The 22,439-nt window shown below is 48.0% G+C and carries 18 protein-coding genes; 2 read left to right on the forward strand and 16 right to left on the reverse strand.

The genetic code is table 11. The features are described from left to right. Positions 1 to 148 precede the first annotated feature (148 nt). From EKM94_RS02985 to EKM94_RS03020, 8 genes are all read right to left on the reverse strand, one after another. The gene (locus EKM94_RS02985) at positions 149 to 1,627 is read right to left on the reverse strand and encodes a glycoside hydrolase family 1 protein (RefSeq protein ID WP_125597251.1); all 1,479 of its coding nucleotides are present in this window, start codon (positions 1,625 to 1,627) and stop codon (positions 149 to 151) included. Position 1,628: 1 nt separating this feature from the next. Further along, a complete protein-coding gene (locus EKM94_RS02990; protein ID WP_125597254.1) occupies positions 1,629 to 2,510 on the reverse strand; it encodes an ROK family protein in 882 nt (293 codons plus the stop codon). 56 nt (positions 2,511 to 2,566) lie between these two features. After that, positions 2,567 to 3,382 (reverse strand): alpha/beta hydrolase, encoded by an 816-nt coding sequence (locus tag EKM94_RS02995; RefSeq protein WP_125597257.1) that lies wholly within the window; start codon positions 3,380 to 3,382, stop codon positions 2,567 to 2,569. A gap of 8 nt (positions 3,383 to 3,390) precedes the next feature. Then, positions 3,391 to 4,854, reverse strand: coding sequence for an alpha-L-fucosidase (locus EKM94_RS03000; RefSeq protein ID WP_125597261.1), 1,464 nt, complete (start codon positions 4,852 to 4,854; stop codon positions 3,391 to 3,393). Next, on the reverse strand, positions 4,854 to 5,516 hold the full coding sequence (locus EKM94_RS03005) for an SGNH/GDSL hydrolase family protein (protein WP_164511080.1): 663 nt from the start codon (positions 5,514 to 5,516) through the stop codon (positions 4,854 to 4,856). Before EKM94_RS03005 ends, EKM94_RS03000 begins: the two co-directional genes overlap by 1 nt. A 102-nt stretch (positions 5,517 to 5,618) precedes the next feature. After that, complete coding sequence (locus tag EKM94_RS03010) at positions 5,619 to 7,376, reverse strand: type 2 periplasmic-binding domain-containing protein (protein ID WP_125597267.1); 1,758 nt, start codon at positions 7,374 to 7,376, stop codon at positions 5,619 to 5,621. Positions 7,377 to 7,402: 26 nt separating this feature from the next. Further along, positions 7,403 to 8,317: a carbohydrate ABC transporter permease gene (locus tag EKM94_RS03015; protein ID WP_125597270.1), complete on the reverse strand. Its 915-nt coding sequence runs from the start codon at positions 8,315 to 8,317 to the stop codon at positions 7,403 to 7,405. A 40-nt stretch (positions 8,318 to 8,357) separates the two neighbouring features. Further along, positions 8,358 to 9,320, reverse strand: coding sequence for an ABC transporter permease (locus EKM94_RS03020; protein ID WP_125597272.1), 963 nt, complete (start codon positions 9,318 to 9,320; stop codon positions 8,358 to 8,360). A 103-nt stretch (positions 9,321 to 9,423) separates the two neighbouring features. Between EKM94_RS03020 and EKM94_RS03025 the strand changes: the two genes are divergently transcribed. Next, positions 9,424 to 10,029, forward strand: a complete 606-nt coding sequence (locus EKM94_RS03025) for a YesL family protein (protein ID WP_125597275.1) — start codon at positions 9,424 to 9,426, stop codon at positions 10,027 to 10,029. 116 nt (positions 10,030 to 10,145) lie between these two features. Here EKM94_RS03025 and EKM94_RS03030 read toward each other — a convergent pair whose 3' ends face one another. From EKM94_RS03030 to EKM94_RS03050, 5 genes are all read right to left on the reverse strand, one after another. Next, positions 10,146 to 12,818, reverse strand: coding sequence for a beta-glucosidase (locus EKM94_RS03030; RefSeq protein WP_164511081.1), 2,673 nt, complete (start codon positions 12,816 to 12,818; stop codon positions 10,146 to 10,148). Between the two features lie 53 nt (positions 12,819 to 12,871). Then, positions 12,872 to 14,374 (reverse strand): glycoside hydrolase family 43 protein, encoded by a 1,503-nt coding sequence (locus tag EKM94_RS03035; RefSeq protein WP_125597281.1) that lies wholly within the window; start codon positions 14,372 to 14,374, stop codon positions 12,872 to 12,874. 105 nt (positions 14,375 to 14,479) lie between these two features. Continuing rightward, entirely contained in the window at positions 14,480 to 14,944 is a 465-nt protein-coding gene (locus EKM94_RS03040) for a hypothetical protein (RefSeq protein ID WP_125597284.1), read from the reverse strand. 65 nt (positions 14,945 to 15,009) lie between these two features. Next, on the reverse strand, positions 15,010 to 15,231 hold the full coding sequence (locus tag EKM94_RS03045) for a hypothetical protein (RefSeq protein WP_125597287.1): 222 nt from the start codon (positions 15,229 to 15,231) through the stop codon (positions 15,010 to 15,012). A gap of 171 nt (positions 15,232 to 15,402) precedes the next feature. Beyond that, positions 15,403 to 16,374 carry a helix-turn-helix domain-containing protein gene (locus tag EKM94_RS03050; RefSeq protein ID WP_125597290.1) on the reverse strand — a complete coding sequence of 324 codons (972 nt, stop codon included), beginning with the start codon at positions 16,372 to 16,374 and terminating at the stop codon, positions 15,403 to 15,405. Positions 16,375 to 16,504: 130 nt separating this feature from the next. Between EKM94_RS03050 and EKM94_RS03055 the strand changes: the two genes are divergently transcribed. Further along, positions 16,505 to 18,475, forward strand: coding sequence for a glycoside hydrolase family 127 protein (locus EKM94_RS03055; RefSeq protein ID WP_125597293.1), 1,971 nt, complete (start codon positions 16,505 to 16,507; stop codon positions 18,473 to 18,475). 321 nt (positions 18,476 to 18,796) lie between these two features. Here the strand turns inward: EKM94_RS03055 and EKM94_RS03060 are convergent, their stop codons facing one another. The 3 genes from EKM94_RS03060 to EKM94_RS03070 all read right to left on the reverse strand — a co-directional run bounded on the left by EKM94_RS03060 (position 18,797) and on the right by EKM94_RS03070 (position 22,369). After that, the gene (locus tag EKM94_RS03060) at positions 18,797 to 19,471 is read right to left on the reverse strand and encodes an MIP/aquaporin family protein (RefSeq protein ID WP_125597296.1); all 675 of its coding nucleotides are present in this window, start codon (positions 19,469 to 19,471) and stop codon (positions 18,797 to 18,799) included. Positions 19,472 to 19,627: 156 nt separating this feature from the next. Then, positions 19,628 to 20,887, reverse strand: a complete 1,260-nt coding sequence (locus tag EKM94_RS03065) for a glycoside hydrolase family 27 protein (protein ID WP_125597299.1) — start codon at positions 20,885 to 20,887, stop codon at positions 19,628 to 19,630. 96 nt (positions 20,888 to 20,983) lie between these two features. Beyond that, positions 20,984 to 22,369, reverse strand: a complete 1,386-nt coding sequence (locus tag EKM94_RS03070; RefSeq protein ID WP_225422132.1) for a glycoside hydrolase family 43 protein — start codon at positions 22,367 to 22,369, stop codon at positions 20,984 to 20,986. Positions 22,370 to 22,439: the final 70 nt, after the last annotated feature.

The raw sequence follows: 22,439 nt of genomic DNA on the forward strand, positions 1-22,439 counted from the left end.
TAACAGAAGTACCTAGCTTTGCATCTGTTCGTTACTTAATGCCAGAAAACAGTTAAAAAACAGTGTTCAACGTCCATTTTTTGGCAATCGCGACACCTGCGCCGGTCAATTGTACCCCAACTTTGCGTGGGCGCGCACACAATTTTGTTCAGTCGTGCTGTGCGCCAATTTGTTGGCCATTCTCGGCGATGATCTGCTGATACCAGTAGTAACTTGCCTTAGGGATCCGTTTCAATTCCTTGGGACCATTGTCATCACGATCGATGTAGACGAAACCGTAACGCTTCCGATAGCCATTTAGCCAGCTGAGTAGATCTGTGTACGACCAAGCGCAATAACCAATCATTGCAACGCCATCAGTGATGGCCTCTTTCATCGCCAACAGATGGGCTTGTAAATAATCGATCCGATACTGGTCATCGATTTGGCCGTTAACCAATTGATCGACTGCCCCTAATCCATTCTCGGTGACAAAAATCGGCAGCCGGTATTTTTCATAGACCTGACGCAGGGCTACGCGGAAGCCGACCGGATCGATTTCCCAACCCCATTCTGTTTTCGCCAAATAAGGGCTGGCAACGGAATTGAATGCTGGAATCTCTGGAGATTGAGCTTGATCTGCCTTTGGTTGCATCAAATATGGGTCGGTTGCCGAGAAGTCCTTGGCCTGCTGATCCGTGGCGACTGGTTTCTGTAAACGATTGGTTTGAACGGTGCCACCATGATAATAATTGACCCCGAGGAAATCGGGCTTCGCGCTCTTCAATAACTGCTCATCCGCAGCTGTGACGACCGGTGCGATTCCCATTCGTTGCAACTGCTTCATCATAAAGAAGGGATATTCGCCGCGGCAATAGACATCCAGCCACCAATTATTATTGAAGTCATCGGCATTAACTGACGCTAAGACATCATTTGGGTCACCGGTTAGCGGGTAAACTGGGCCATATCCGAAACTGGGCCCGATCAATCCGTTTGGCACCATCTCATGGAACAAGTTGATGGCTTCGGCGTTAGCCAAATTAATAATATGATTGGCGGCATACATCCGCTTAATGTCCATTACTTTCGGCGGATGGGTGCCCCAACGATAGCCCATTGAGGTGAAGACGTTTTGTTCGTTGAAGGTGACCCAATATTTCACATCATCTTTAAACGCCGCAAACAGAACTTGGCAATATTTCTTGAAGGCCGCGATTGTTTCGCGCGACTCCCATCCTTGATACTTGTCTTGGAGGGCTTGGGGTAGATCCCAATGATACAAAGTCAAAACCGGTTCAACATGGTTGGCCCGTAAAGCCTTGATCAAGCGGCGATAGAAATCCAAGCCAGCTTCATTGACCGCGCCTTCGCCATCAGGGATCACGCGACTCCAAGCGACGGAAAACCGATAGGCCTTCAGCCCCATCTTCCCCATTAACGCCACGTCTTCCTCCATATGATGATAATGATCGACCGCGACATCACCGGTTGTTCCTTGATAGGTATTACCCGGTGTGTGGGCATAAGTGTCCCAAATCGAGCGACCTTTGCCAGCCTCATCAAAAGCGCCTTCGATCTGATAGGCCGCTGACGCCGCGCCCCAGAGGAAGTCCTGGGGAAATTCATCTAATTTTTGATAATACATTTTACGCCTCCTGCACTGCTTGCTTGGCTAAATAAAGCGCGCCTAATAGACCAGAGTCATTGTGATGGGCACAAGTGGTAACTTCGACATGATAATCTTCCCAGAAACGAATCTTGGTCAACGCCGCCAGAATGAACGGCAAGACCCGAGGATTCTGACTGATGCCACCGCCAATTAGGATCCGTTGAGGTGAATTGGTGACCACCATATTGAAAATCGCGATTGCCACATATTGTGCCCACGCCTCAACGACTTGTTTGGTTTCGGGATCGCAAAGATCGGCCATGATCTGCTCGCCGGTAACCTCCTTGGCCTCCAGACGCTTAGCAGCCGCATAACGCTTGACTAAAGCACTGGTTGAGGCCAAATCATGTAAGGTCGCAAAACCATGGGCAGTATAGTCGGTGATCATCATGCCAAATTCCCCAGCGCGATAGCCAGCGCCGTGAAGAACCTGATTATTGATGACAATCCCGCTACCCACACCGGTACCCAGGGTAATCACCGCGAAATCGTGGACATCTTGAGCATTACCATTGAGTTTCTCCGCCAAAGCGGCACATTTCGCGTCGTTTTCAACCACGATCGGAATCTCTGACTTTAGCTGCGCCCGCAGACCAGCAATGATATTCTGACCATCAAGTTGATATAAGGCTCCCGCCCGAACAGCGACTCCAGTTACAGTATTGATGAAGCCTGGGAAGCTTAAGCCGATCGCGCTCAAATCGCTATATTGAGCGACGATCCCCGCCATTTTCGCGAAGAAACGTTCTGGCTCTGAGCAATCTGTTGGGTATTTATTTTTTTCAAGAAAGTTGGCTTGCTCGTCAAAGACAGCATATTTTACAAAAGTTCCACCAACATCAAAACAAAGATATTTCATGACGCTCCCACTTTCGTTTCATATAATTCGGGCACTAACTGGCAACCGCCGCGCAATCAGATATTCTCGGCGACCCATGTTTTGAAGAGTTCGGGCCAAACACTGACCGCTGGTTCGACGCCATAGCCATTGGGAATCGCCGTTTCCTTGATACCCAGACTTAAACCGTGCCCACCATTTGGAAAAATGTGCAATTCGAAAGGAATGTTTTGTTCTCGCAGCGCCTGCGCGAATAGCAAAGAGTTCTCCATCGGCACCGTATCATCGGTATAGGTGTGCCACAAGAACGTCTTCGGCATCGCCGCTGTGACCCGCTTCTCCAACGAAACGCGATCACGCAAACGAGGATCATCATAGCCTTTTCCTAGCAAGTTCTTGAACGAATCAACATGAGCGTACTTGCCCGCCGTAATCACCGGATAGCCTAAGAACAAGCCATTAGGTTTAATCATTTCCGGATCAAAACCAGATCCCGCCAGAAATTCCCGTTGCCAGTCGGTCGCCAAGTTAGCGGCTAAATGGCCACCGGCGGAGAAACCAGCGATAATGAGTTTGTTCGGATCAACATGCCAAGCAGCCGCGTTCTTCCGAATCAAGGTCATCGCCGTCGCGGCTTCGATCAAAGCCGTGGGATAGTGGGCTGGCGCGACCGAATAGCGCAGGATAAAGGCATTGAAGCCTTGCTCGAGAAACTTGATCGCGATTGGCTCCGCTTCACGATCAGAGGTCATCACATACCCGCCGCCAGGGCAGATCAGCACGCTGGGCCGCTGCCGCTGGGGATCCATCTCTTCAGAATTATCTAAAACATAGCCATAAAACTTGGCGCTATCTGAAAAATCAGTTTTTAATGTTTCTTCAATTAATTTCATTATTCTACCTACTCCAATATGATTTTAATTCCAACGGGACGATCATCGGCGCTTGGTTTGATTTTAACGACCATGCCTTGCGGGGTGATCCGCCAATCGACGGGGCCAACGCCAAGCTGTTCAACTCCGGCCAAAACCCCGTGGAAAGTGGGCTCATCTTTCTCATCGAACGCGTGAAACGCCTGTAAAACAACTTCAGCTTGACCTTCTGGGTTGAGCACGTAAGCATAAACCGAGCCATGATTGGCGGTGTAACGAATATCATTGGCGTGATACTTTAGTTTAGACAGATCTTCGAACATGCCGCCACTAATATTGGTATCACCTTCGCCCATGATTTTCCAAGTTTCGCTATCATAGATACCCTCGCCATTGACCCGCAGCCAATCACCAACCGCCGCCAACAATTCCTGATCCTTGGCCGCGATCGATCCATCGGCTTTCGGTCCGACATTTAATAGAAGATTGCCGTTCTTGCTGACAGCGTCAATCAAATTGATCAAGATCTCATTGGCTGTCTTGTATTCCAGAGTTGTGGTGTAACACCACGAGTTGTTGGCGATGGCGGTGTCTGTCTGCCAATGGAACGGCTTCGCGTCAGCAAAGCCGCCTCGCTCCACATCAGGGATGCCAGTACCAAAGGCCATCCCATCATATTTGAAACAGATCCCGGTCGGATAATCCAAGGCCGCACCTTGATTATAATAGTAGGCGGCCAGTTCCTTAATATATGGTTTAAAAGCTTCATGCTGAATCCACCAGTCGAAGTACAACAACTCAGGCTGATAACGATCAATGATCTCGACCACGCGCATCAACCAATCATCCAAATACTCAGTCGTCGGATAAGGTTCACTGAAGAGATCCTGATTGTTGGGTTCAGGCATGGCTGGCCAGTAAAAGTCGCCTTTTTGCATTGGCTCGTGAATATCACTTTTGAATTCGCGACCATGGCTCATGAACCACCAATGTTCCGCCCGGTGATTCGACGTACAGAAGTGCAACCCAGCGCCAATCGTCGCCTGCCGCAACTCACCGATCACATCGCGTTTCGGTCCCATTTCGTACGCGTTATAATGGGACAACTCGCTTTGATACATTTGAAAGCCATCGTGATGTTCAGAAACTGGGAAATAATAGCGGGCGCCCGCGTTCTTAAAGATTTTCAGCCATTCCTCCGCGTCGAATTTCTCGGCGGTAAAAAGTGGGATGAAGTCTTTGTAGCCGAATTGATCCTGAGGTCCATAGGTTTCACGATGATGTTCGTATTCCGGGTAGCCTTGGATATACATGTTCCGGGAATACCATTCATTACGGTACTCCGGCACGGTATACAAACCCCAATGGGTAAAAATCCCAAATTTCGCGTTCATAAACCATTGGGGCATTTTGAACTGGCTTAGTGAGGCCCACGTTGCCTGATACTTACCTTTGGCATTAATAGCCTTGATTTCTGCGACAGTTTTGACCATTAGCATCTTCTCCAATCGTAGTCAATAGCGTTCAGCCATTTATTGGCGACCAGCATGTGCCCCTTCAAGTTCGGATGAACCCGATCGGCGGTCACAATGTAACTGGACGTACTCTGAAGGAAATGATCAACCGCGGCTTGAATATCAATGTAAATCAAGTCATTCTTAGTTGCCAACTCACGGGCAATTGCGGCGTACCGCTGCACTAGCGCGCGCATGGGATCTTGCAAGTTCAAGTCGAACATGAACGGACTCATGATGAAAATCTGCTTCGCCTGCGCCTTCGTCTGGTCGATCAATTTCTGATACGTCGTCTGATAGAGCTGCTCATCCACCAAGTCCGCGCGATGCTGAAAAGCGGCATCGTCGAAGTGACGCCAAACATCGTTGACCCCGATCAGAATTGAGACATAATCCGGTTGAAAGGCCACGACGTCCTTTTGCCAGCGCGCCGCCAACTTCAGAATATCGTCGCCGTTAACGCCTTTGTTGATCACCTTGATCCGATATTCCGGATAGAGCGCGACCAACGCCGCATTGATCAGGCTAACATAACCATCGCCGAACGAGCCCCAACCAGCTGGCTCCGCCTCATAGGTCCGACCGCAATCAGTGACCGAGTCGCCGGCAAAAACAATTGTCGAATTTTTTTCTAGTAGCATGGTGAACAATATCTCCTTCATAAACTGAGGGTCAACACAATAATTGTGTTGACCCTCAAGTTTGCTAACTGTTAAGGCCAAAATCGTCTTAAGCAATCACGATTATTTGTTAGCGTATTCTTTCTTAATTGCGACACGTTCTTTGTTTTGATCCTTGGCATTCTTCATATCAACTTTCAAAACTGAAGCGTAATCCAAGCCTTTGACCGTCTTCTGCATTGAAGTCAACATGCTATCGAATTCAGAATCATTCTTTGCAAAGACCATCTTCCAGGATTCGTTGACGATTTGCGTCTTGATTTGACCACGTAATGAAGAAATTTCTGAGGATTCTTCTGGAGTCACATAGCTTGCGCCTGGCGCTACCAAAATCTTCTTGTTCTTCTTCAAGTAGTCCATTGTTGTGGTTGCCCCACCCATATGGTCAGACCAGTCAGTATCAAGCGCTGTCTTAGTCGCCTTCAATACAGATGGCCACAACGTGTAGCTATATGAGTACTTTGTTTCAGGGTTAATGTCATTAGGAGCGACTGCAGGGTAGTTCAATTGCGAAACACCATCAGTATATTTACCGGAGCCCCACTTAGCAGGAACGTTTGCGCCGCCTTCCAAGAAGACTTTCTTACCGAAATCAGTTAAAACAGGTTCGCCATCTTTCATCTTCCAAGTTAAACCTTCAGGACCGGAAGTACCACCAGTTTGAGCACCAGCAGCTGCGACACCTTCTGGAGAATAGAGCCAGTTGATGAACTTAACTAAGCGTTGCTTGTTCTTAGCCTTGCTACCAATAGCGATAAAGGTTTGAGTCCCATTAGTGGTATTCCCATAAGAGAAGATCTTCATGTTCTTCAAAGGCGCGATCATAAAGCCTTTGCCTGCTTCTTTATTCTCAGTTGTGTTGAAAGCGGCTTGACCCAACCATGGCCAGAAGGAGAAGAGGACATTACCTTCTTGATACTTGGCATACATGGTATCGTAGTTTTGTGTTGAGGATTCTGGGTCAACCAAGCCAGCTTGTTCAGCCTTGTTGAAGAAGCGCAACGCCTTAACATACTGACCATTGGTTTGAGTAATGTCTTGGTAGTCATCGCCATTGGCCTTGGCCAAAACGAAGCCTAATTCATCGTAACCGTAGAAGCAGGTTGGTTGCTTGGCATTGTTCATCATATTGCCATCCCAGTCTTTAAACAGAGATAAGGCGTAGATCTTCTTGCCAGGGTTCTCTTTACGAGCTTCTGCCTGCATATCCTTCAAAACAGAAACCATGTCGTCCATGTTGTTGATTTCAGGATAGCCGATCTTCTTGTAATAGTCCCAACGAATATAAGGTCCGAAAGTTGGTTCGGTCCCTTCTGAAGCGGAGGTTGGTGACGAAGCGCTAACGGAACTAGGCACGCCCCAAACACCACTAGTTTGACCAGCGACTTTCTGCAAAGCGTCAGTCGCGCCGGAATATTGTTTGATGTACTTCATCCCTTTTAAGTAAGGAGTCATATCAGAAATCAAACCAGCTTTGACCAGCTTCTTCGCGCGACCATTACCAGAACCGGTGATAATGATGTCACCTAAGTTACCAGCCGCGGAACGGGTATCAAACAAAGTGCTCCCACCGCCGGCCACGTTTGGCGCGACGATGTTCATTTCGATATTGAATTTATCTTTGACCATTTTGGCGAACCAACCTTTGGCATTGCCTTGGTAGTTTGCTAAATCATCATAGACGGTGACCTTCATTAATTTGCCATCGTCTTTTTCTGCGGCAGTCTTGTTAGATGTTTCTGATGATTTGCCACATCCGCCCAGGATCAAGGCAATCGCAGCGGCTGCCGTCGCCAATAATGCAATTTTGCTCTTCTTCATAATAATTCCTATACCTCCTAATGATACTAACCCTTCACAGCTCCAAGCATAATCCCTTTAACAAAGTATCTCTGGAACATTGGATAAATAAACATGATCGGTAAAACTACAATGATCGAAACAGTCATTCGAATTGATGTCGGCGTTTGCTGTGTCGCAATCGCCCCCAGATTCAGTGCACCTCCCGTGCTATTCTTAACCATAGCCGCTAAAGAACTGGCCTGGTTAATATATTGATAAAGCAAATATTGAAGAGAATAGAGACTTTGATCTGTGATATAAATTAAAGTATCCTGAAATGAATTCCATTGACCAACGGCGGTAAAAATCGCAACCGTAGCCAAGATCGGCGTACAACTTGGTAAAATAACTTTAAAGAACGTTTGGATCGTTGTCGCGCCATCGAGCTCTGCCGCTTCTTCTAGCGACTTGGGTAAAGATTCAACGAACGTTTTAACTAAGATGATATTAAACGGCTGCACAACTGCTGGTAGAACATAAACCCAGAAGCTGTTCGTTAAGTGCAAGTTCTTCATGGTGATGAACATTGGAATGATCCCGGCGTTGAAGTACATGGTCACAACCACGAACCGGTACCAGAATTTACGATGCCACATCTTCTCCTGGGTAAACATGAACCCCAGAAAGGCGGAAGCAATCACGGTCAAGACCGTCCCGACCACTGTCCGGCCAACAGAGACCAAGGCAGCTAAGGGTAAACCCTCCAGCTTCAGAACTTCCGCGTAGTTTTGGAAATGGATCTTCTTAGGTAACCAGTTGATCACTCCGGCAGCGGATAAGTTATTCGCGGAAACACTATTGATGATCAAATAGTAGAAAGGATAGACACAGATCAAGGTGAAGATCACGAAGAACAGGATATTCAGTACCCGGAAAACGCGCTCACCTGAGGTCACTTCATTTTTTTCGATATTACTCATTATTCACACACTCCTATATCACTTGACATCTTCGAAAAAATTAGATGATCGACGCGCCCCGTGTCTTCTTGGAAACCAGATTGACAACATAGAGCAAGACAACGCTGACTAAACTCTTTAACATCGACAAGGCAGTCGCAAGTGATAAACTATTGTTCCCCATACCTACGTTGTACACGTAAAGGTCGAGCACTTGGATATGCTTCAAGTTGAAGGCGTTTTGGAATACAAAGTATTGGTCCATCCCGTTGGACAGGAAGTTAGAAATCGCTAACATCAACATAACGAAGTACGTTGGCATCAAGGCAGGAATGGTAATGTGGCGAATCAATTGTAACCGATTCGCGCCATCGACCCGGCCAGCTTCATAAAGTTCCGGATCGATCCCAGAAATCGCCGCCAAGTACATGATGGAACCCCAGCCTAGACCCTTCCACAAGTTCCAAAGAAGCATCTTCAGCCAAGTGTGCGCATCACTGTCCAACCACTTGATTGGTTCGGCGATCCAGTGGACATTTTGCAACAAAGTGTTGACCATGCCGCTACTAGAGAACATGGCGAACGCGATTGAGTAAACCAGCACCCAACTGATAAAGTTAGGTAACGTTGTTAAAGTCTGGATCACGTTCTTGAAATGCTTGTTGCGAATCTCGTTCAAGCCAATCGCGAACAACACTGGCAAGAATGAGGTTAAGATATTCAAGAAACTCATGGCGAACGTATTGGCCAGAACTTGCCCGATCTGATGCAACTGCGTCTTGTTCTGAACCATCATCGCAAACCACTTCAGCCCAACAAATTGGCTGTCACGCAGCGGAATTGGCGGTTGATAATCAAAGAACGCGTAAACCCACCCGAATAAAGGGTAATAAGAAAATAGCAAAACTAAAATCAGGAATGGGACGATCAGCAAGAAGAGCCGTATGCCACGACGATTCTTGGCGCGTTGCTTTTCTTTTTTCTGTTTTTTCAAATCCTGAGTATCATTCAATGCTTCTTGCATGATAATCCTCCTAGCACAAAATCACTTGCAAAACCGCAAAAACTTAAGTTAAGATATAGACCGTTACATCCGTTACTCAAAAACAAAGTGAGGAAGCTTAAAAATGAAATTCAACACCAACAGTTCGTTCTTCAGATTCATGGGAACCTTGTTCAGCTTTACCGGTCTGAATGTCTTGTTCCTGATCACCTGTATTCCCATCTTTACGATTGGTCCAGCCTTGGCCTCGCTTTACGCGACCACGCTGAAATACATTGATAACGAGGATCTCCCTTTAGTCAAGAACTACTGGACAGCCTTCCGGAAAAACTTCAAACACGGTTCGTTGATCTTCATCATCCTAGCGGCCGTTGTCGCGATCATCGGTTTTAACATTGCCTTCTGGCGGAAATTCAACTCAGTTGTCGCTCAACCAATCTTCATCATTTTGATTATTGTTTTGGTCTTAATTGCTTTTCTAACTGAATTGCTCTTCCCACTGATCGGTCGCTTTGAAAACACGATTCGCCAGACTTACCAGAATGCGTTCTTGATTGCGATCAGCAATTTCTTCCAGACACTCTTGTTACTGGCGATCGATGCTTCAGCGCTAGCGCTGGTTTACGTTTCCAACTTCGCGCGGGTGATGTTTCTCATCTTCGGTGTTGCTTTCGTCGTTTACATCAAGTCGTTCATCGTCAAAAGAATTCTAACGAAATATACGGCGTGATCCGCCTTATTTCTGAGTGTTGATGTAAGCGTTCTATCAACATCGTTTATTATATTCCTTAAAATTCGATTTGTAAATACACTTTACTAACTATTTGCTGTTCACCTACAAAAGGCTTAATGATTTTCTCTGCTTAACCTCGTTAGAATGACTGGTATAGCAGTCTCAATCTTTAAATCAACCGTCTTATTTTCCGGAATTAATAATCTTAGTGTTTGTTCTTGCTCCTGATCATGGAAATGCAGAATTCCCAGTGCTTGATTAGTCCGTAGATCCGTTAACGTCAACGTTCCAGTGGCCCGCGCGGACAAAACTAATGCCAAATGACCACGGTGGAGTTCTAGATCCCGATAAACCACATACCCATCTTGACCTAAACTCAGTAGCTGATACTGAGTTTTTTTGCTAGTGATTTCGATGTTGTGGTACTCATCAAAATTAACGGCTGCTAGGTTGGTCAAGGGATGCGCAGGCTTGGCCACTCCTAAATCAAGAGGCAGTCGTTGTTGCGCATCCGTGGCGGCGAACCCGACTTCTAAGTGGTAAGACGCCTCGGGGAAGTAAAATTGCTGGGACTGCGGATCAAACCAGGTAAAGTCGTTCAGGTCAACGGTCAGTTCCAATTGTTTGGTCGCCCCCGCCGCTAAAGTTGTTTTTTGAAAGGCCAACAATTGTTTACGATTAGCCCGACCAGCAATACCACTGGCTTGCAAATAGACCTGCGGCGTTTCCGTCACGGCATAGGCTTCCGGATTCGTCAGAGTCAGCCGAACGGTCAAATCGGTGCCAGCGCGCTGACTGTTGACCTGTTGTAATTGAACTTGGCCATAAGTCAGCCCAAAGCCGAAGGGATAAGCGATTTGTTCCAGTAGCGCATATTGATACGTGCGCTGGGTTTTCTCAATATCGTAATCGGTCAACCGCGGCATGTGCCAGTTGCGGCCATACCAGGTTTGCGATAATTTGCCAGTCGGCGCCAACTGTCCAAAAATAATTTTGGCCATGGCGGTGCCTAGAGATTGGCCCGCATACCCCGTAAATAGCAGTGCCTGGGTTGGTAATTGGTCGGTCAGGAACGGATACCCGCCAACAATCAAGGTGACCACTTGCGCTGACGTTGTGGCGAGCATTTGCGCCAATTGGACTTGCTCCGCCGGCAGTTCAAGATTACTGCGATCTTCCGTTTCCCGCGCGTTCACGAGGGGATGATTGCCGCCCACCAAGATGACCGTTGGAAAATCGTTAGCAAGCGCTTGGACCCGGGCTTGACCAGAATCAACGATTTTGACCGTTCCCACTGCCGGCTTCAAAATTCCCGCCGCGCTCATGCTGTTGATATCACTAGCATTGAAATTATGATCCAAGGCGTAGAATTGACCAGCGCCATCCAGATAAAACGCCTCGCGGACAATCCAATCGTAAACTTCGGTTTTGCCTAACTCTAATTGACCCTGTTCGTTCAAACGTAAATAACGGCGACTTTGTTGATCACGGAAGAAGACCAAATTTTGGTTCCAACGTTCAACCTCAAACACATGACCGTTAAGTTTATCGTTGGTTGGATAGGTTGACGCGAAAGTAAGTTCAGCGTAATCGTTGCTATTCACATAACGACAATGATCGCCTAATAAGTGACCGATCCCTGCCTGAACAGTTTCCCGATTTTCCGGAATCGTGGCATACCAATCGCGCACGAATCGATCGGCTAATGGCCCCGTGACCAGGACATCTTGTTGGGGATCCAGCGGCAACAAATTCCCTTGATTTTTTAACAGGACTGTCCCTTCGGCATATGTCTGCTGAACCAGTAAATCGTGGGCCTCGGTGCCAATATCGTTGCGATTCAACGAATCAAAAGGTGTTGTTGCGCCATTCTGTCCTAGTTCTAGGCGCACTTTCAACGTATTTGTCACCGCGCGATCGATGTCTTGCTCGTTAATAAGGCCTTGAGTTAAAGCCTGCCGCGCAGCCGTTTCCACCTTGTCTTTGTCATCAACGAAGCAGTCGATTCCCTTCCTTAGGGCATCGGCCACCGCCGCGGCCGGCTGGTCATAATAGTGATAGTCCTCCAGATTGAGGGTCAAAGCGCCCCCATCCGTCACGACACAGCCGTCCATTTGCCACTGATCCTTCAGTTGCTGGATTTCCGGTGATTGCATCGCCGGAATCCCATTGATCCCGTTATAAGCGGTCATCATTGATTGGGCATGATTATCCCGAAAAGCGAAAATAAAAGGTTTCAAGTAGTATTCATGTTTCATCGTAGGAATGACCGTATTCGACGTACTTCCTCGATTGATCTCATTGTTGTTCGCAAAGAAATGCTTTGGCGCCGCCGCCATTTTCAAGAAATGAGCGGAGCCCTGAAAGCCACGAATCAGGCCGCCACTGACTTGCCCTGTCAGATAAGGGTCTTCGCCATAGCCCTCTTCATTACGACCCCAGCGCGGATCACGCTCCAAATCAACCGTTGGCGCCCACGGCATGAGCCAGGCCTGCCGACCAGTAGTGTTGTATAACGCTCGGGCTTCATCGGAAACGACGGCGCCAACTTTTTCCATTAAGGTCGGGTTCCAAGTCTGCGATAAGGTCAAGGGAATGGGAAATGACGTGGTTTGATACTTTTGACGATCAACGATGCCATGCGCGGCCTCACCACCAATATGGAACTCCCCTAAATTGAACCGGGGAATTGGGGATTGCGAAGTTGATAGAAGACTGATTTTTTCGGCCAAAGTTAATTGTGCGACAATGGTTTCTGCTTGCTGACGTGCCCACGAGTGACTCAAATTACTACCTCCATCTTGATGATTGCTAAGATTGAATGACAAAAACCGAACTGCTAATACTGATAACGCCAATCACTAAACGTGCTCCAAGCAGACGTGGCCGCCGGCTTTTGGGCGAACAAGCCCAGCATCACACCGGTGAAATTACCAGCAACCTCACTTGAAAGATACTTAGTCTGAGCTTGCCCCAAATCGTATTGTTTTCCGGCAACTGTAGCGCTAAAACCGTAGTGATAATTACTTCCCGTCACAGTTAACCGCACCGGTTGGGGGCTGGCGCTGGACGGTAAAATAATTTGATGGTCTTCTTGGACCAGGTCACCTAAAGATAGCCGCCGTAATAACTCGACGCCATGATCAGTCGGGCGCACCAATAATTCATAGTGCTGATTTTCGGACATATAAACCGTGATTCCTGCCTCTTGAGCCGCGCCAGTTAAAGTGACCGCGTAGGTGAAATCCAGTTCATCTTGACGGACAAACAAGGCGGTAGGCGATGTTTGGGTATTATCAATCGTCACATCAGTCCCGTGTAATTGCCAAGTATCCTGATCAATCCGATAATTTGCCAGCTCCAGATTGCGGAGATAAACCCATTCCTGACCAATGGTTGTGTTGGTAAAATCAAAGCGGCGATGTTGATCTTGTTGCAGCGCTTGACCAGGACCCGTCATCTCAGCGCGCGTCGTCCCCTGATCACCAGCCTGCAGCCAACCACTCTCATCGAATGTCGCCGGCACTAAGTAAACCTCGCGACCGGTAATGTGGTGTTGAATGTATTGATCCAATTGGCGAAAGGCCAGATGGATCAGCCACCAATTACCTTGCGGGTCATCAACCAAATCTGCATGACCACAACCTTGAATCTGATACCCGCCTAGATCACGATTTGTTAAGATCGGATTATGTGGGTCTGAGAGATAGGGACCAGCTAACTGATCACTTTTAGCCATCACCATCATATGCCCATATTCCGTACCGCCTTCAGATGCCAGCAAGTAATAGGTTTTTCCAATTTGGTATAGGTGCGGACCTTCCAAATAACGGCCCCCATTACCCTGCCAAATACACCGAGTCGGACTCAATTTCCGCCCGATCGTTAAGTCGAGTTCACATTGAACGATGCCATTCACGCCGTCATCATCGGTGCCATTACTCATGAAATAAGCATGATCCCCTTCGAAATAAAATGAAGGATCAATGCCGTCCTGATCGACCCAAATTGGATCTGACCAAGCGCCATGAATATCATCTGTCCAGACAAAGAAGTTGCCACCATGATCAACATTAGTTGTCACCATATAAAAACGACCCTGATGATAACGAATCGTCGGCGCATAGATCCCGCCCGATGTCGATGAGGTCGCTAAAGGTAATTGTTCCTTTCGATTCAACACATGTCCGATCTGATGCCAATTCAACAGATCCTTACTCTCAAATAAGGGAACACCTGGGAAATAATTGAACGAGCTAGTCACCAAATAATAAGTATCGCCAACGCGACAAACACTTGGATCCGGATGGAATCCAGGAATAATAGGATTATGATATTTCATTACAGGTCCTCCATAATTGAATAGATTATAAATGTGGTGTTCTCAGTGCGTTTGTTTGTAACACCAACTAACCAAATGATAACCTTTTCACCGGAAAAAACAAGGTTATTTTAGTAACGTTAGTAAATCATTGATTTCCCCAAAATTGGCTTGGTGTTGCTGGGGCGTCATCTGCCTAATGTGCTTGCGAAGCTGGCGGTGAAGATGTTTCAATGTTGGCCGCGGCTTGCGCTGCGAAATTCGGGGTGAGCTCGCTGTGGGCGCTGTTTTGAGCCAATCCGCAAAGTGCGCGGCTTGTCTCAAAATCAGGCCTTGTCCTAAGCGGTAAACCGCCAAGGACAATTTCACGGCGATCTCACCCCGAATTTCTCCGCTCCAGCCGCTCAACGTTATAACAGCCGTTTGAGCACTCACGCCAACTGGCAACCTATGGTCAATTGATGAGGCTTCACGCAGTTGACGGCCATGGTTAGTGGTTACCAGCTTTAAATTGGTGACACCAGTGCAGTCTGCCTGATGAACTCGTACAGGATCTTGCTGAATCAGCTGAATCGGTCGTTCTTCACCCAAGAATTGTTAAGGAAACGAGTAGAGATGTTCAGCCTACGCAAAATGTCACGACCTTTTAATCCGAATCAGTTGGCATTGCCGTACCACCCAAAAAGTGGGTAATTGTTTTGACCTCTAGCTTGCCAAAGCACTTCGTCAAATCCTTCGCCTCGATGGCAGATAGGCTCAATTCTGCCTAGCAACCGGCTGGGACTGCGCGGCTCAGTGGTGAAATTGTCCTTTGCGGCTTTGCCGCTTAGGACAAGGCTCGATTTGAAGCCAATTCCCGCTTTTGGAATTGGCTTCAAACGACGCCCACCACGTTCCAGTCCGCATCAGCAGTCCCAGCCGGTTGCGCTTACGCGCAACACCCACCAAAAGCCTGCAATCAAACGCAGATTCAAGAATAGAAATCAAACAACTAAATCAGTCCAAACACTGAACAAAGCCGTCAAGCCTATGATCCGCAACAACCGAATTTATTCTAAATCCTGACGCGCCAGCGCGGCGCTTATGTCCACCCCAGGATCCACTTGCTGGTTATTCAAGAAAGTATGGGTGTAGGCATGGCGATACTGGCTCGGTGTTAAGCGGGTTTGTTGCTTAAAGAAGCGCATGAAATATTTGGCGTCTTGGAAATAGGCTTGTTGGCTGACTTCAGCCACACTCAGTCGCGTGGTTAAAAGTAAATATTTGGCCCAATCCAGTTTGACCGAATTCATATAGGCCTTAACGCTGACCCCTAACTCTTGCTTGAACCGGCGTGTTAAGTAATCGGGGTTTAGGCCAAAGTGCGCCGCCACGGCGGCGACACGCAGGTCTTGGTCCATCCGCACCCGAATCCATTCTTTGATTTCGTTGAGGGAGGTTTGGTTGCTGGAAATGCCTTGGCGCTCTTGCCAACTGGCATTGGCCAACTCGATCAGTAGCATCGTTGCTTGATAGTTTTCGGCCATTTGGGCGAAATATGGACTGTGCGCTACATCTAACAGCTGTTTGGCCGCGATCAAGACCTTTTCTTGTTGCGCCAAATGAAAATATCGCGGTATGCGTAACGTGGTCGCCGCTAGCTCAGACGGCGTGGGTCCTGTGGGTTGATTGTTCGCTGCTTGCCCGCCCACAGTCTGAGACTTTTGCGTACCGGTGTTCCCGGAGGCGACGACTTGGTAGCTACCATCTTGGATAAAGTGAAACCAGATGAATTGGCTTGGGGTCACGGTCGCCAACGTCCCAACAATACTTTCAAAAGGGAAAACGGTCAGCACATCGCCGGCCTCAACTTTGAATTGTTCGCTACCAATGGCCAATTGGATTCGGCCACTCAAGCCAATGATCACCTCGGTATCAGCTTGGTGGGTAAATAAGTGATGGCGCCAGCCTAACTCAGCGCTAAATTGGCCACTTTGCAAATAGCGCACCGGTCGCTGGCAATCGATCAGTAAATCAGCCAAATTGATCCCCCTTCCATTTTCAATATCGGATTTGTCCACTTTCTCTTCGATTATAGCAGTTTTTCTTGTTAAGAAAAGCGATTACAATGAAGTTAAATAATGAAGTTACCATCGAAAGGAGTTCCACCCCATGCTACAACCTGAAATCAAAATAACCGACACCTTTTGGCAACAATATCGTCATTTGGTCAAGACCGTGATGATTCCCTACCAGTGGTCGGTGATCAACGACGACGCGACGGTCCAAATCGAACAAGAGAATGCTAACTCATATAACGTCACTGAAAAAAGCCACGCCATTCAGAATCTAAAAATCGCCGCGGGGCAGGCAACGGGTGACTTTTATGGCTTTTGGTTCCAAGACTCTGATGTTTACAAATGGCTGGAAGCCGTGGCCTATGCACTTCGTTATGAGCCAGATCAACACTTACAGAACATCGCCGATGACTTGATCGACTTGATTGGTCAAGCGCAAGAGTCAGATGGTTATTTAGATACCTTTTTCCAATTGCAGGCACCGGCCGAGAAGTTTCAGCATATTAGTTTTAGTCATGAACTTTACTGTATGGGGCATTACATTGAGGCGGGGATCGCTTATTTTGAAACGACCGGAAATCAGTTAGCATTGACGATCGCCACCAAGATGGCCGATTGTATTGCCAGTCACTTTGGTCCAAAACCCGGACAATTGCATGGCTATCCTGGTCACCCGGAGGTCGAACTGGCCCTGGCGAAACTGGCTGACGTCACAGACGAGCCCCGTTACCGCGATTTGGCCGCCTACATGATCGATCAGCGTGGCCAACAGACCCCTAACTTTTTCGCGGAACAAAACGACCAAAATAAGCACAAGCACTTAACGCTTCCCTTTCCACAACAGCCAGATCCAGCCCAAAGTTATTTCCAAAACGACCGTCCCGTTCGTGAACTGGACCATGCTGAAGGTCACGCTGTGCGGATGACTTATTTATTGACGGGAATGGCCCATGTGGCGCGCCAAACTCAGGACAAGGAACTGGCAGCGACTTGTCAACGGCTGTGGCAAGATATTGTCAAAAAACAAATGTATGTCACTGGCGGCATTGGCGCAACGGTGGCTGGGGAGGCCTTTACTTATGATTATGACTTGCCGAATGACACCATGTATTGTGAGACCTGTGCCTCTTGCGCGATGGTTTTCTTCGCGCAACAAATGTTGAAGACAACACCTCAAGGCGAGTATGCTGATGTCATGGAACGCGAACTTTACAATGGCACGATCAGCGGGATGAGCCTGGACGCGCAACACTTCTTCTATGTCAATCCGCTCGAGGTCGACCCCCAGGCCAGCGCCCAAGATCCGACGAAATCCCACGTTAAAGTGCAACGACCAGCCTGGTTTGGCTGTGCTTGTTGCCCACCGAATCTGGCGCGTTTGATTGCCTCAGTCGATCAGTATCTCTATACCGTCAAGGATGATACGATTTATAGCAACCAATTTATCGCCAATCAGACGGATTTTGGCAATGGTCTGCAAATCGAGCAACAGGGTAATTATCCTTGGTCCGGTCAGATCACTTATCAAATCACAACCACGACGCCGCTGCCATTCACCCTGGCTTTGCGCATTCCTGCTTGGTCGCAAGCAAATTTCCAAGTCAGCGTTGATGGGCAGCCAATCACTGCCACTTTAGAACAAGGCTACCTGCGTTTCACTAAAACCTGGTCAGCCACCACCACGATTATTATTGACCTCGACATGAGCGTGCGGACTGTTCAAGCCAATCCGCGCGTGACCGCTGACTTAGGCAAAGTTGCCGTCCAACGCGGTCCATTGGTCTATTGCGTTGAGGAAGCCGATAACGGGAAGAACCTTGCCTGGCTGTCATTGCCTGAACAACCAACCTTCCAGATCCACCCGGACACTCGGGGTTTGGCGCTGTCACAACTGCAGAGTCTAACAACAATAGCAACTAAAGTGAGCGCACCGGCGCCGGATGCGCCACTTTATACCAAGTCCACCACACCCGTCCGCCAACCCCAAGCAATTACCTTGATTCCTTATTTCGCCTGGGCCAACCGTCAAGCTGGAGAAATGCGGGTTTGGCTAAACCAAGATTAACTAAAAAATCCTAGACCTCTTAAAAGCCGCATTCCAAAGCAATACCGCCACTCCTAAAAGAAGATTCTCATTTTCATTGACAAAGAGCCAAAAAAGAACCAGCGTGACTTCAAAATTTCAAGTCGTGCTGGTTCTTTTGATGTAGCTTTTCAGAGTTTTGTGGGCCTGGTATTGCTCATGGTCATTTTCGTTGCAAACCCAACCACGGTCGCCATTGGTCCTTGATTTGAACATCGGTCGACCAACAGACCAGACAACCAACTGGGCACCCTAGTTTCCCAGAAAACCACTGGCTCACCTTACGTGACAGTTGCGATAATTCTAGGCACGGTTGGCTTTGATCACTCGATAAACCAACGCCGCCAGGGCGCCGCCGGCCAATGGCGCTAAGACATACAACCAATAGTGGCGCAGCACCTGGCCGCCAAGAAAGATTGCCGGTCCAAAACTACGCGCCGGATTCAAGGAGGCGCCTGTCAGCTTTTGCCCCAAGATGATCAGGCAACCCAAAACGACCCCAATCACCCAAGGCCCCGCTTCAGGATGACCAAAATCAGTATCAGTAACGAAGAGGATCACGCCAACTAAGATAAAGGTGATCGTCATTTCAATCAAAAAGGCACTCCCGGCATTGATTGAAAAATCGGTCTCACCCAAATGTTGGGCTGATAATCCCGCGGCTAAGGTCCAATTACGCAACAACCCGGAAGCAGCCGTGGCTCCTAAAAACTGGGCGACTAGATAACCAATGAATTCGCGCCCGCTTAACTGATGAACCAGCCAAAAAGCCAAGGAAACGGCGGGATTGAAATGGGCGCCAGAAAGATCCCCTACCGCAAAAATCATGACTAGGATCGGGAGGACGAACGCCAAAGCCACGAAATAAGGATTGCCACTACCAATAAAAAGGCAATAACCCGTGCCAATAATCATCATCACAAAAGTACCTAGAAATTCCGCGACGTATTTATCCAAATTATGAAATTTACTGATCATTCTGCTAGCCTACCTACCCTTATATTTTTAACGTGCGGCGCGAAACGTGTTCGCCGACCTAGCTTCCTCCGCTTAGCTACACAACAATTCGGGAGGCACAAACCAGCCTCCAAAATTGTTGTTAGGCTAATGCTCAGAAGCTACCCAGGTCGGCTCTCACTCTTGAACCAGGAGGACGCCATGAGTCGTGACCGACTGTGCTTGTTGCCAATCGACTGGTTGGTTCCGCCAGAGGTCTTGGGCCTGCTCGGTGGTGGCCAAGTGTTTGAGCGCGGCAGGCAGGTCGCGCGTTTGCTCGGAAATATTGAAGAAAGCCAAGTAGTTGGCGGTGGCGCTGTTCGCCCGCCAAACGATCCAGTCCGTATCCCGATAAACTTCCCGCCGTTCAACCACCTCACGATGCATTTGTAAAACTTCACGGTTGGTCAACAAGCCCTTGGTGAAATCATCCAAGTCAGGCAAAGTGCCACCATACATCAATGGCGAACGACTAATGGTCCACAAACTCATCAACAAATACTGTTCTGCCGGCGTGAAGTGAGTCCAATGATCATCATTGGCCCCCTCATCAGCGCGGACCCGGAGATGACCCAGAGGCAACATATCACAGTCTGGCCAATTACCTGGCCGGACAAACGGAGACCACTCGGCGGCCCGATCAAACATCGTCCGCAGTGACTCCCAGTTGTCCCAGAAATCATCGGTGACCCGCCACATATTGGCCGTGTTTTGGAAGAAGGTGCCATTTTTCAAGGCAGCTGGACCAGGTGATAGCGACAAAACGATTTCCCGGCCGGTTTTGGCGATGGCATCATGAATAGCCTGGATCTCGGCCTTAAACGCGTCATGGTTAAAGCGAGAGTCACAAATATCATCGACCTTAATGAAATCCACTCCCCAAGAGGCATATAACTCAAACAGGGAGTCATAGTAGCGCTGTCCGGCCGCTTGACTAACATCCACGCCATACATGTCCGGATTCCATAAACAAATATTATTCAAGGCAATATCCCGGGCCCGTTTGTCAGTCCCTTTAATCGCCGTATTCTGATGAACCGCCTGACGGGGGATGCCTCGCATGATATGGATGCCAAACTTCAAACCGAGGCCGTGGATATAATCACCCAACGGTTTGAACCCTTGCCCATCCACCGCGGAAGGGAAGCGATTGGTGGCCGGAATCAGACGGGAGTATTCGTCCATACATAGGGGAGCAAAGTTATGATAAACCATCGAACTAGCGGTGGGTTCACTCCACTGAATATCGACGACCACGTACTCCCAGCCATATGATTTCAAATTGGCCGCCAAATAATCCGCGTTGGCCTTGACCTCATCCTCACGAACTGAGGCGCCATAGGAATCCCAGGAGTTCCAACCCATTGGTGGTGTTACTGCAAAATCTAAATGTGACATGACTGACCTACTTTCTCTGTAACAACGATTGATTTTCGAGGGGGCAAACCGATAAAATCGCCATTAGCACCAATGGCCAATCGCGATTTCATCTTCTTACTTGCGAACTAAGAAAAGTGGTTCCCCATTTTGATCGGTTCCAGTGAAACACATTGTCTGCTTATTATCATACTCGTTCCATTGCGAAATGAAATAGCCATGATAAACCTTCCGACCGATCGTCACCGTGCTTTCCTGACCATTGTCTTTGAAGTCAAGGCTTGCCGCCGCCTTGGTACCTTTGATCTTACCCCGACTCGTAATTGTTAGTTTCGTTGGCGTCGTCACATCTGCCGTGATTGTTTTATTCATTTGAATGGCCTGATACTCACCGATCACTTGATTCAAAGCGTAGTTTGCCTTAGTTTCACCGGCATAACGTAATGGGGTCACCACCGGCCAACCTGCCTTGGTAAAGAACATTTGATGAACCCGGTCTGCATAAACTTCATCCTGACTAGGGAAGCGCGTGTGGAAAATCAAAAAATATTTATGATCACTTGGTCGATAAATCGCTGAATTATGACCAGGTGAGACATAACCAGATTGATAAGGCTCCTTCGTATCTAACGTGTAATTGCCCATGATTTTGACACCGTATGGCTTGATGATGTCATCGTCGAAGGTCGTCCCGTCAGCACCGCGAAGATCTTGATAATTATGGCCTTGAGCATCTTTGTAAGGACCATCCGGTTGTTTCGAACGTGCGACCCGCAAATTATAACCGCCGTCTGCCGCTAAACCACCGAAGGAAAGAAACAAGTAATAATAGTCTGTTTGCTTGTTGTACAGCACATAAGAACCTTCGATCCGCAAATGATTGCCACCCAAAATCCGTTTGCCGTAACCTTGACCTTTTTCTGGTAAGCCAGTCTGCTCGTTCATCTTCAAAATGAAAATCCCACCTGAATAAGAACCATAGATCATCCAGAGCTTTCCATCTTTATCATGGAAGGTGTGGGGATCAATCACGTTGGGCTGTTTCGTTGCGTCATAGGCGCTGTCATCTTTGATAGCATTGCCCGATCGCAGGAAGACGCCCTTATTCTTGTAAGGACCGGTCACTTGATCAGCGACCGCCAAGCCAAGAACCGAGGTTGGATTATCCCCTTCACAAGCGCAATAGTACATATAATATTTACCATCAGCCAAGCGTTCAATGTCGCCAGCCCATAATGTTGCCGTACTAGCATCCTCGAAAACATCGGCCAAATCAGTTTGAATATCTTTAAAAGCCGTTTGATCATTAACACTAGTGGACAGTTGCTTCCAGTGGATGAAATCCTTGGTGCTGGCCATTTGCATGTGTGAACCGATTGTGTAATATTGTCCGTCCGCCTTGATGACAGAGGGGTCATGAACGACCGCATCGCTGAAGTCCGGATCCGTCAACTTTTGCTTAACAGCTGCCGGCTTTGACTGACAACCAGCGAGAACTAACAAACTAAAAACCACTCCGATTAGCGCCGTCCATTTATGATTAAATTTTCTCCTCAAAACTACCCAACTCCTA

It is taken from the genome of Lapidilactobacillus achengensis (assembly GCF_003946655.1).
Classification (GTDB): domain Bacteria; phylum Bacillota; class Bacilli; order Lactobacillales; family Lactobacillaceae; genus Lapidilactobacillus; species Lapidilactobacillus achengensis.

Coding starts and splice junctions, on each gene's coding strand:
- EKM94_RS02985 (WP_125597251.1), bottom strand. CDS start 1,627: ATGTATTATCAAAAATTAGATGAATTTCCCCAGGACTTCCTCTGGGGC.
- EKM94_RS02990 (WP_125597254.1), bottom strand. CDS start 2,510: ATGAAATATCTTTGTTTTGATGTTGGTGGAACTTTTGTAAAATATGCT.
- EKM94_RS02995 (WP_125597257.1), bottom strand. CDS start 3,382: ATGAAATTAATTGAAGAAACATTAAAAACTGATTTTTCAGATAGCGCC.
- EKM94_RS03000 (WP_125597261.1), bottom strand. CDS start 4,854: ATGGTCAAAACTGTCGCAGAAATCAAGGCTATTAATGCCAAAGGTAAG.
- EKM94_RS03005 (WP_164511080.1), bottom strand. CDS start 5,516: ATGCTACTAGAAAAAAATTCGACAATTGTTTTTGCCGGCGACTCGGTC.
- EKM94_RS03010 (WP_125597267.1), bottom strand. CDS start 7,376: ATGAAGAAGAGCAAAATTGCATTATTGGCGACGGCAGCCGCTGCGATT.
- EKM94_RS03015 (WP_125597270.1), bottom strand. CDS start 8,317: ATGAGTAATATCGAAAAAAATGAAGTGACCTCAGGTGAGCGCGTTTTC.
- EKM94_RS03020 (WP_125597272.1), bottom strand. CDS start 9,320: ATGCAAGAAGCATTGAATGATACTCAGGATTTGAAAAAACAGAAAAAA.
- EKM94_RS03025 (WP_125597275.1), top strand. CDS start 9,424: ATGAAATTCAACACCAACAGTTCGTTCTTCAGATTCATGGGAACCTTG.
- EKM94_RS03035 (WP_125597281.1), bottom strand. CDS start 14,374: ATGAAATATCATAATCCTATTATTCCTGGATTCCATCCGGATCCAAGT.
- EKM94_RS03055 (WP_125597293.1), top strand. CDS start 16,505: ATGCTACAACCTGAAATCAAAATAACCGACACCTTTTGGCAACAATAT.
- EKM94_RS03060 (WP_125597296.1), bottom strand. CDS start 19,471: ATGATCAGTAAATTTCATAATTTGGATAAATACGTCGCGGAATTTCTA.
- EKM94_RS03065 (WP_125597299.1), bottom strand. CDS start 20,887: ATGTCACATTTAGATTTTGCAGTAACACCACCAATGGGTTGGAACTCC.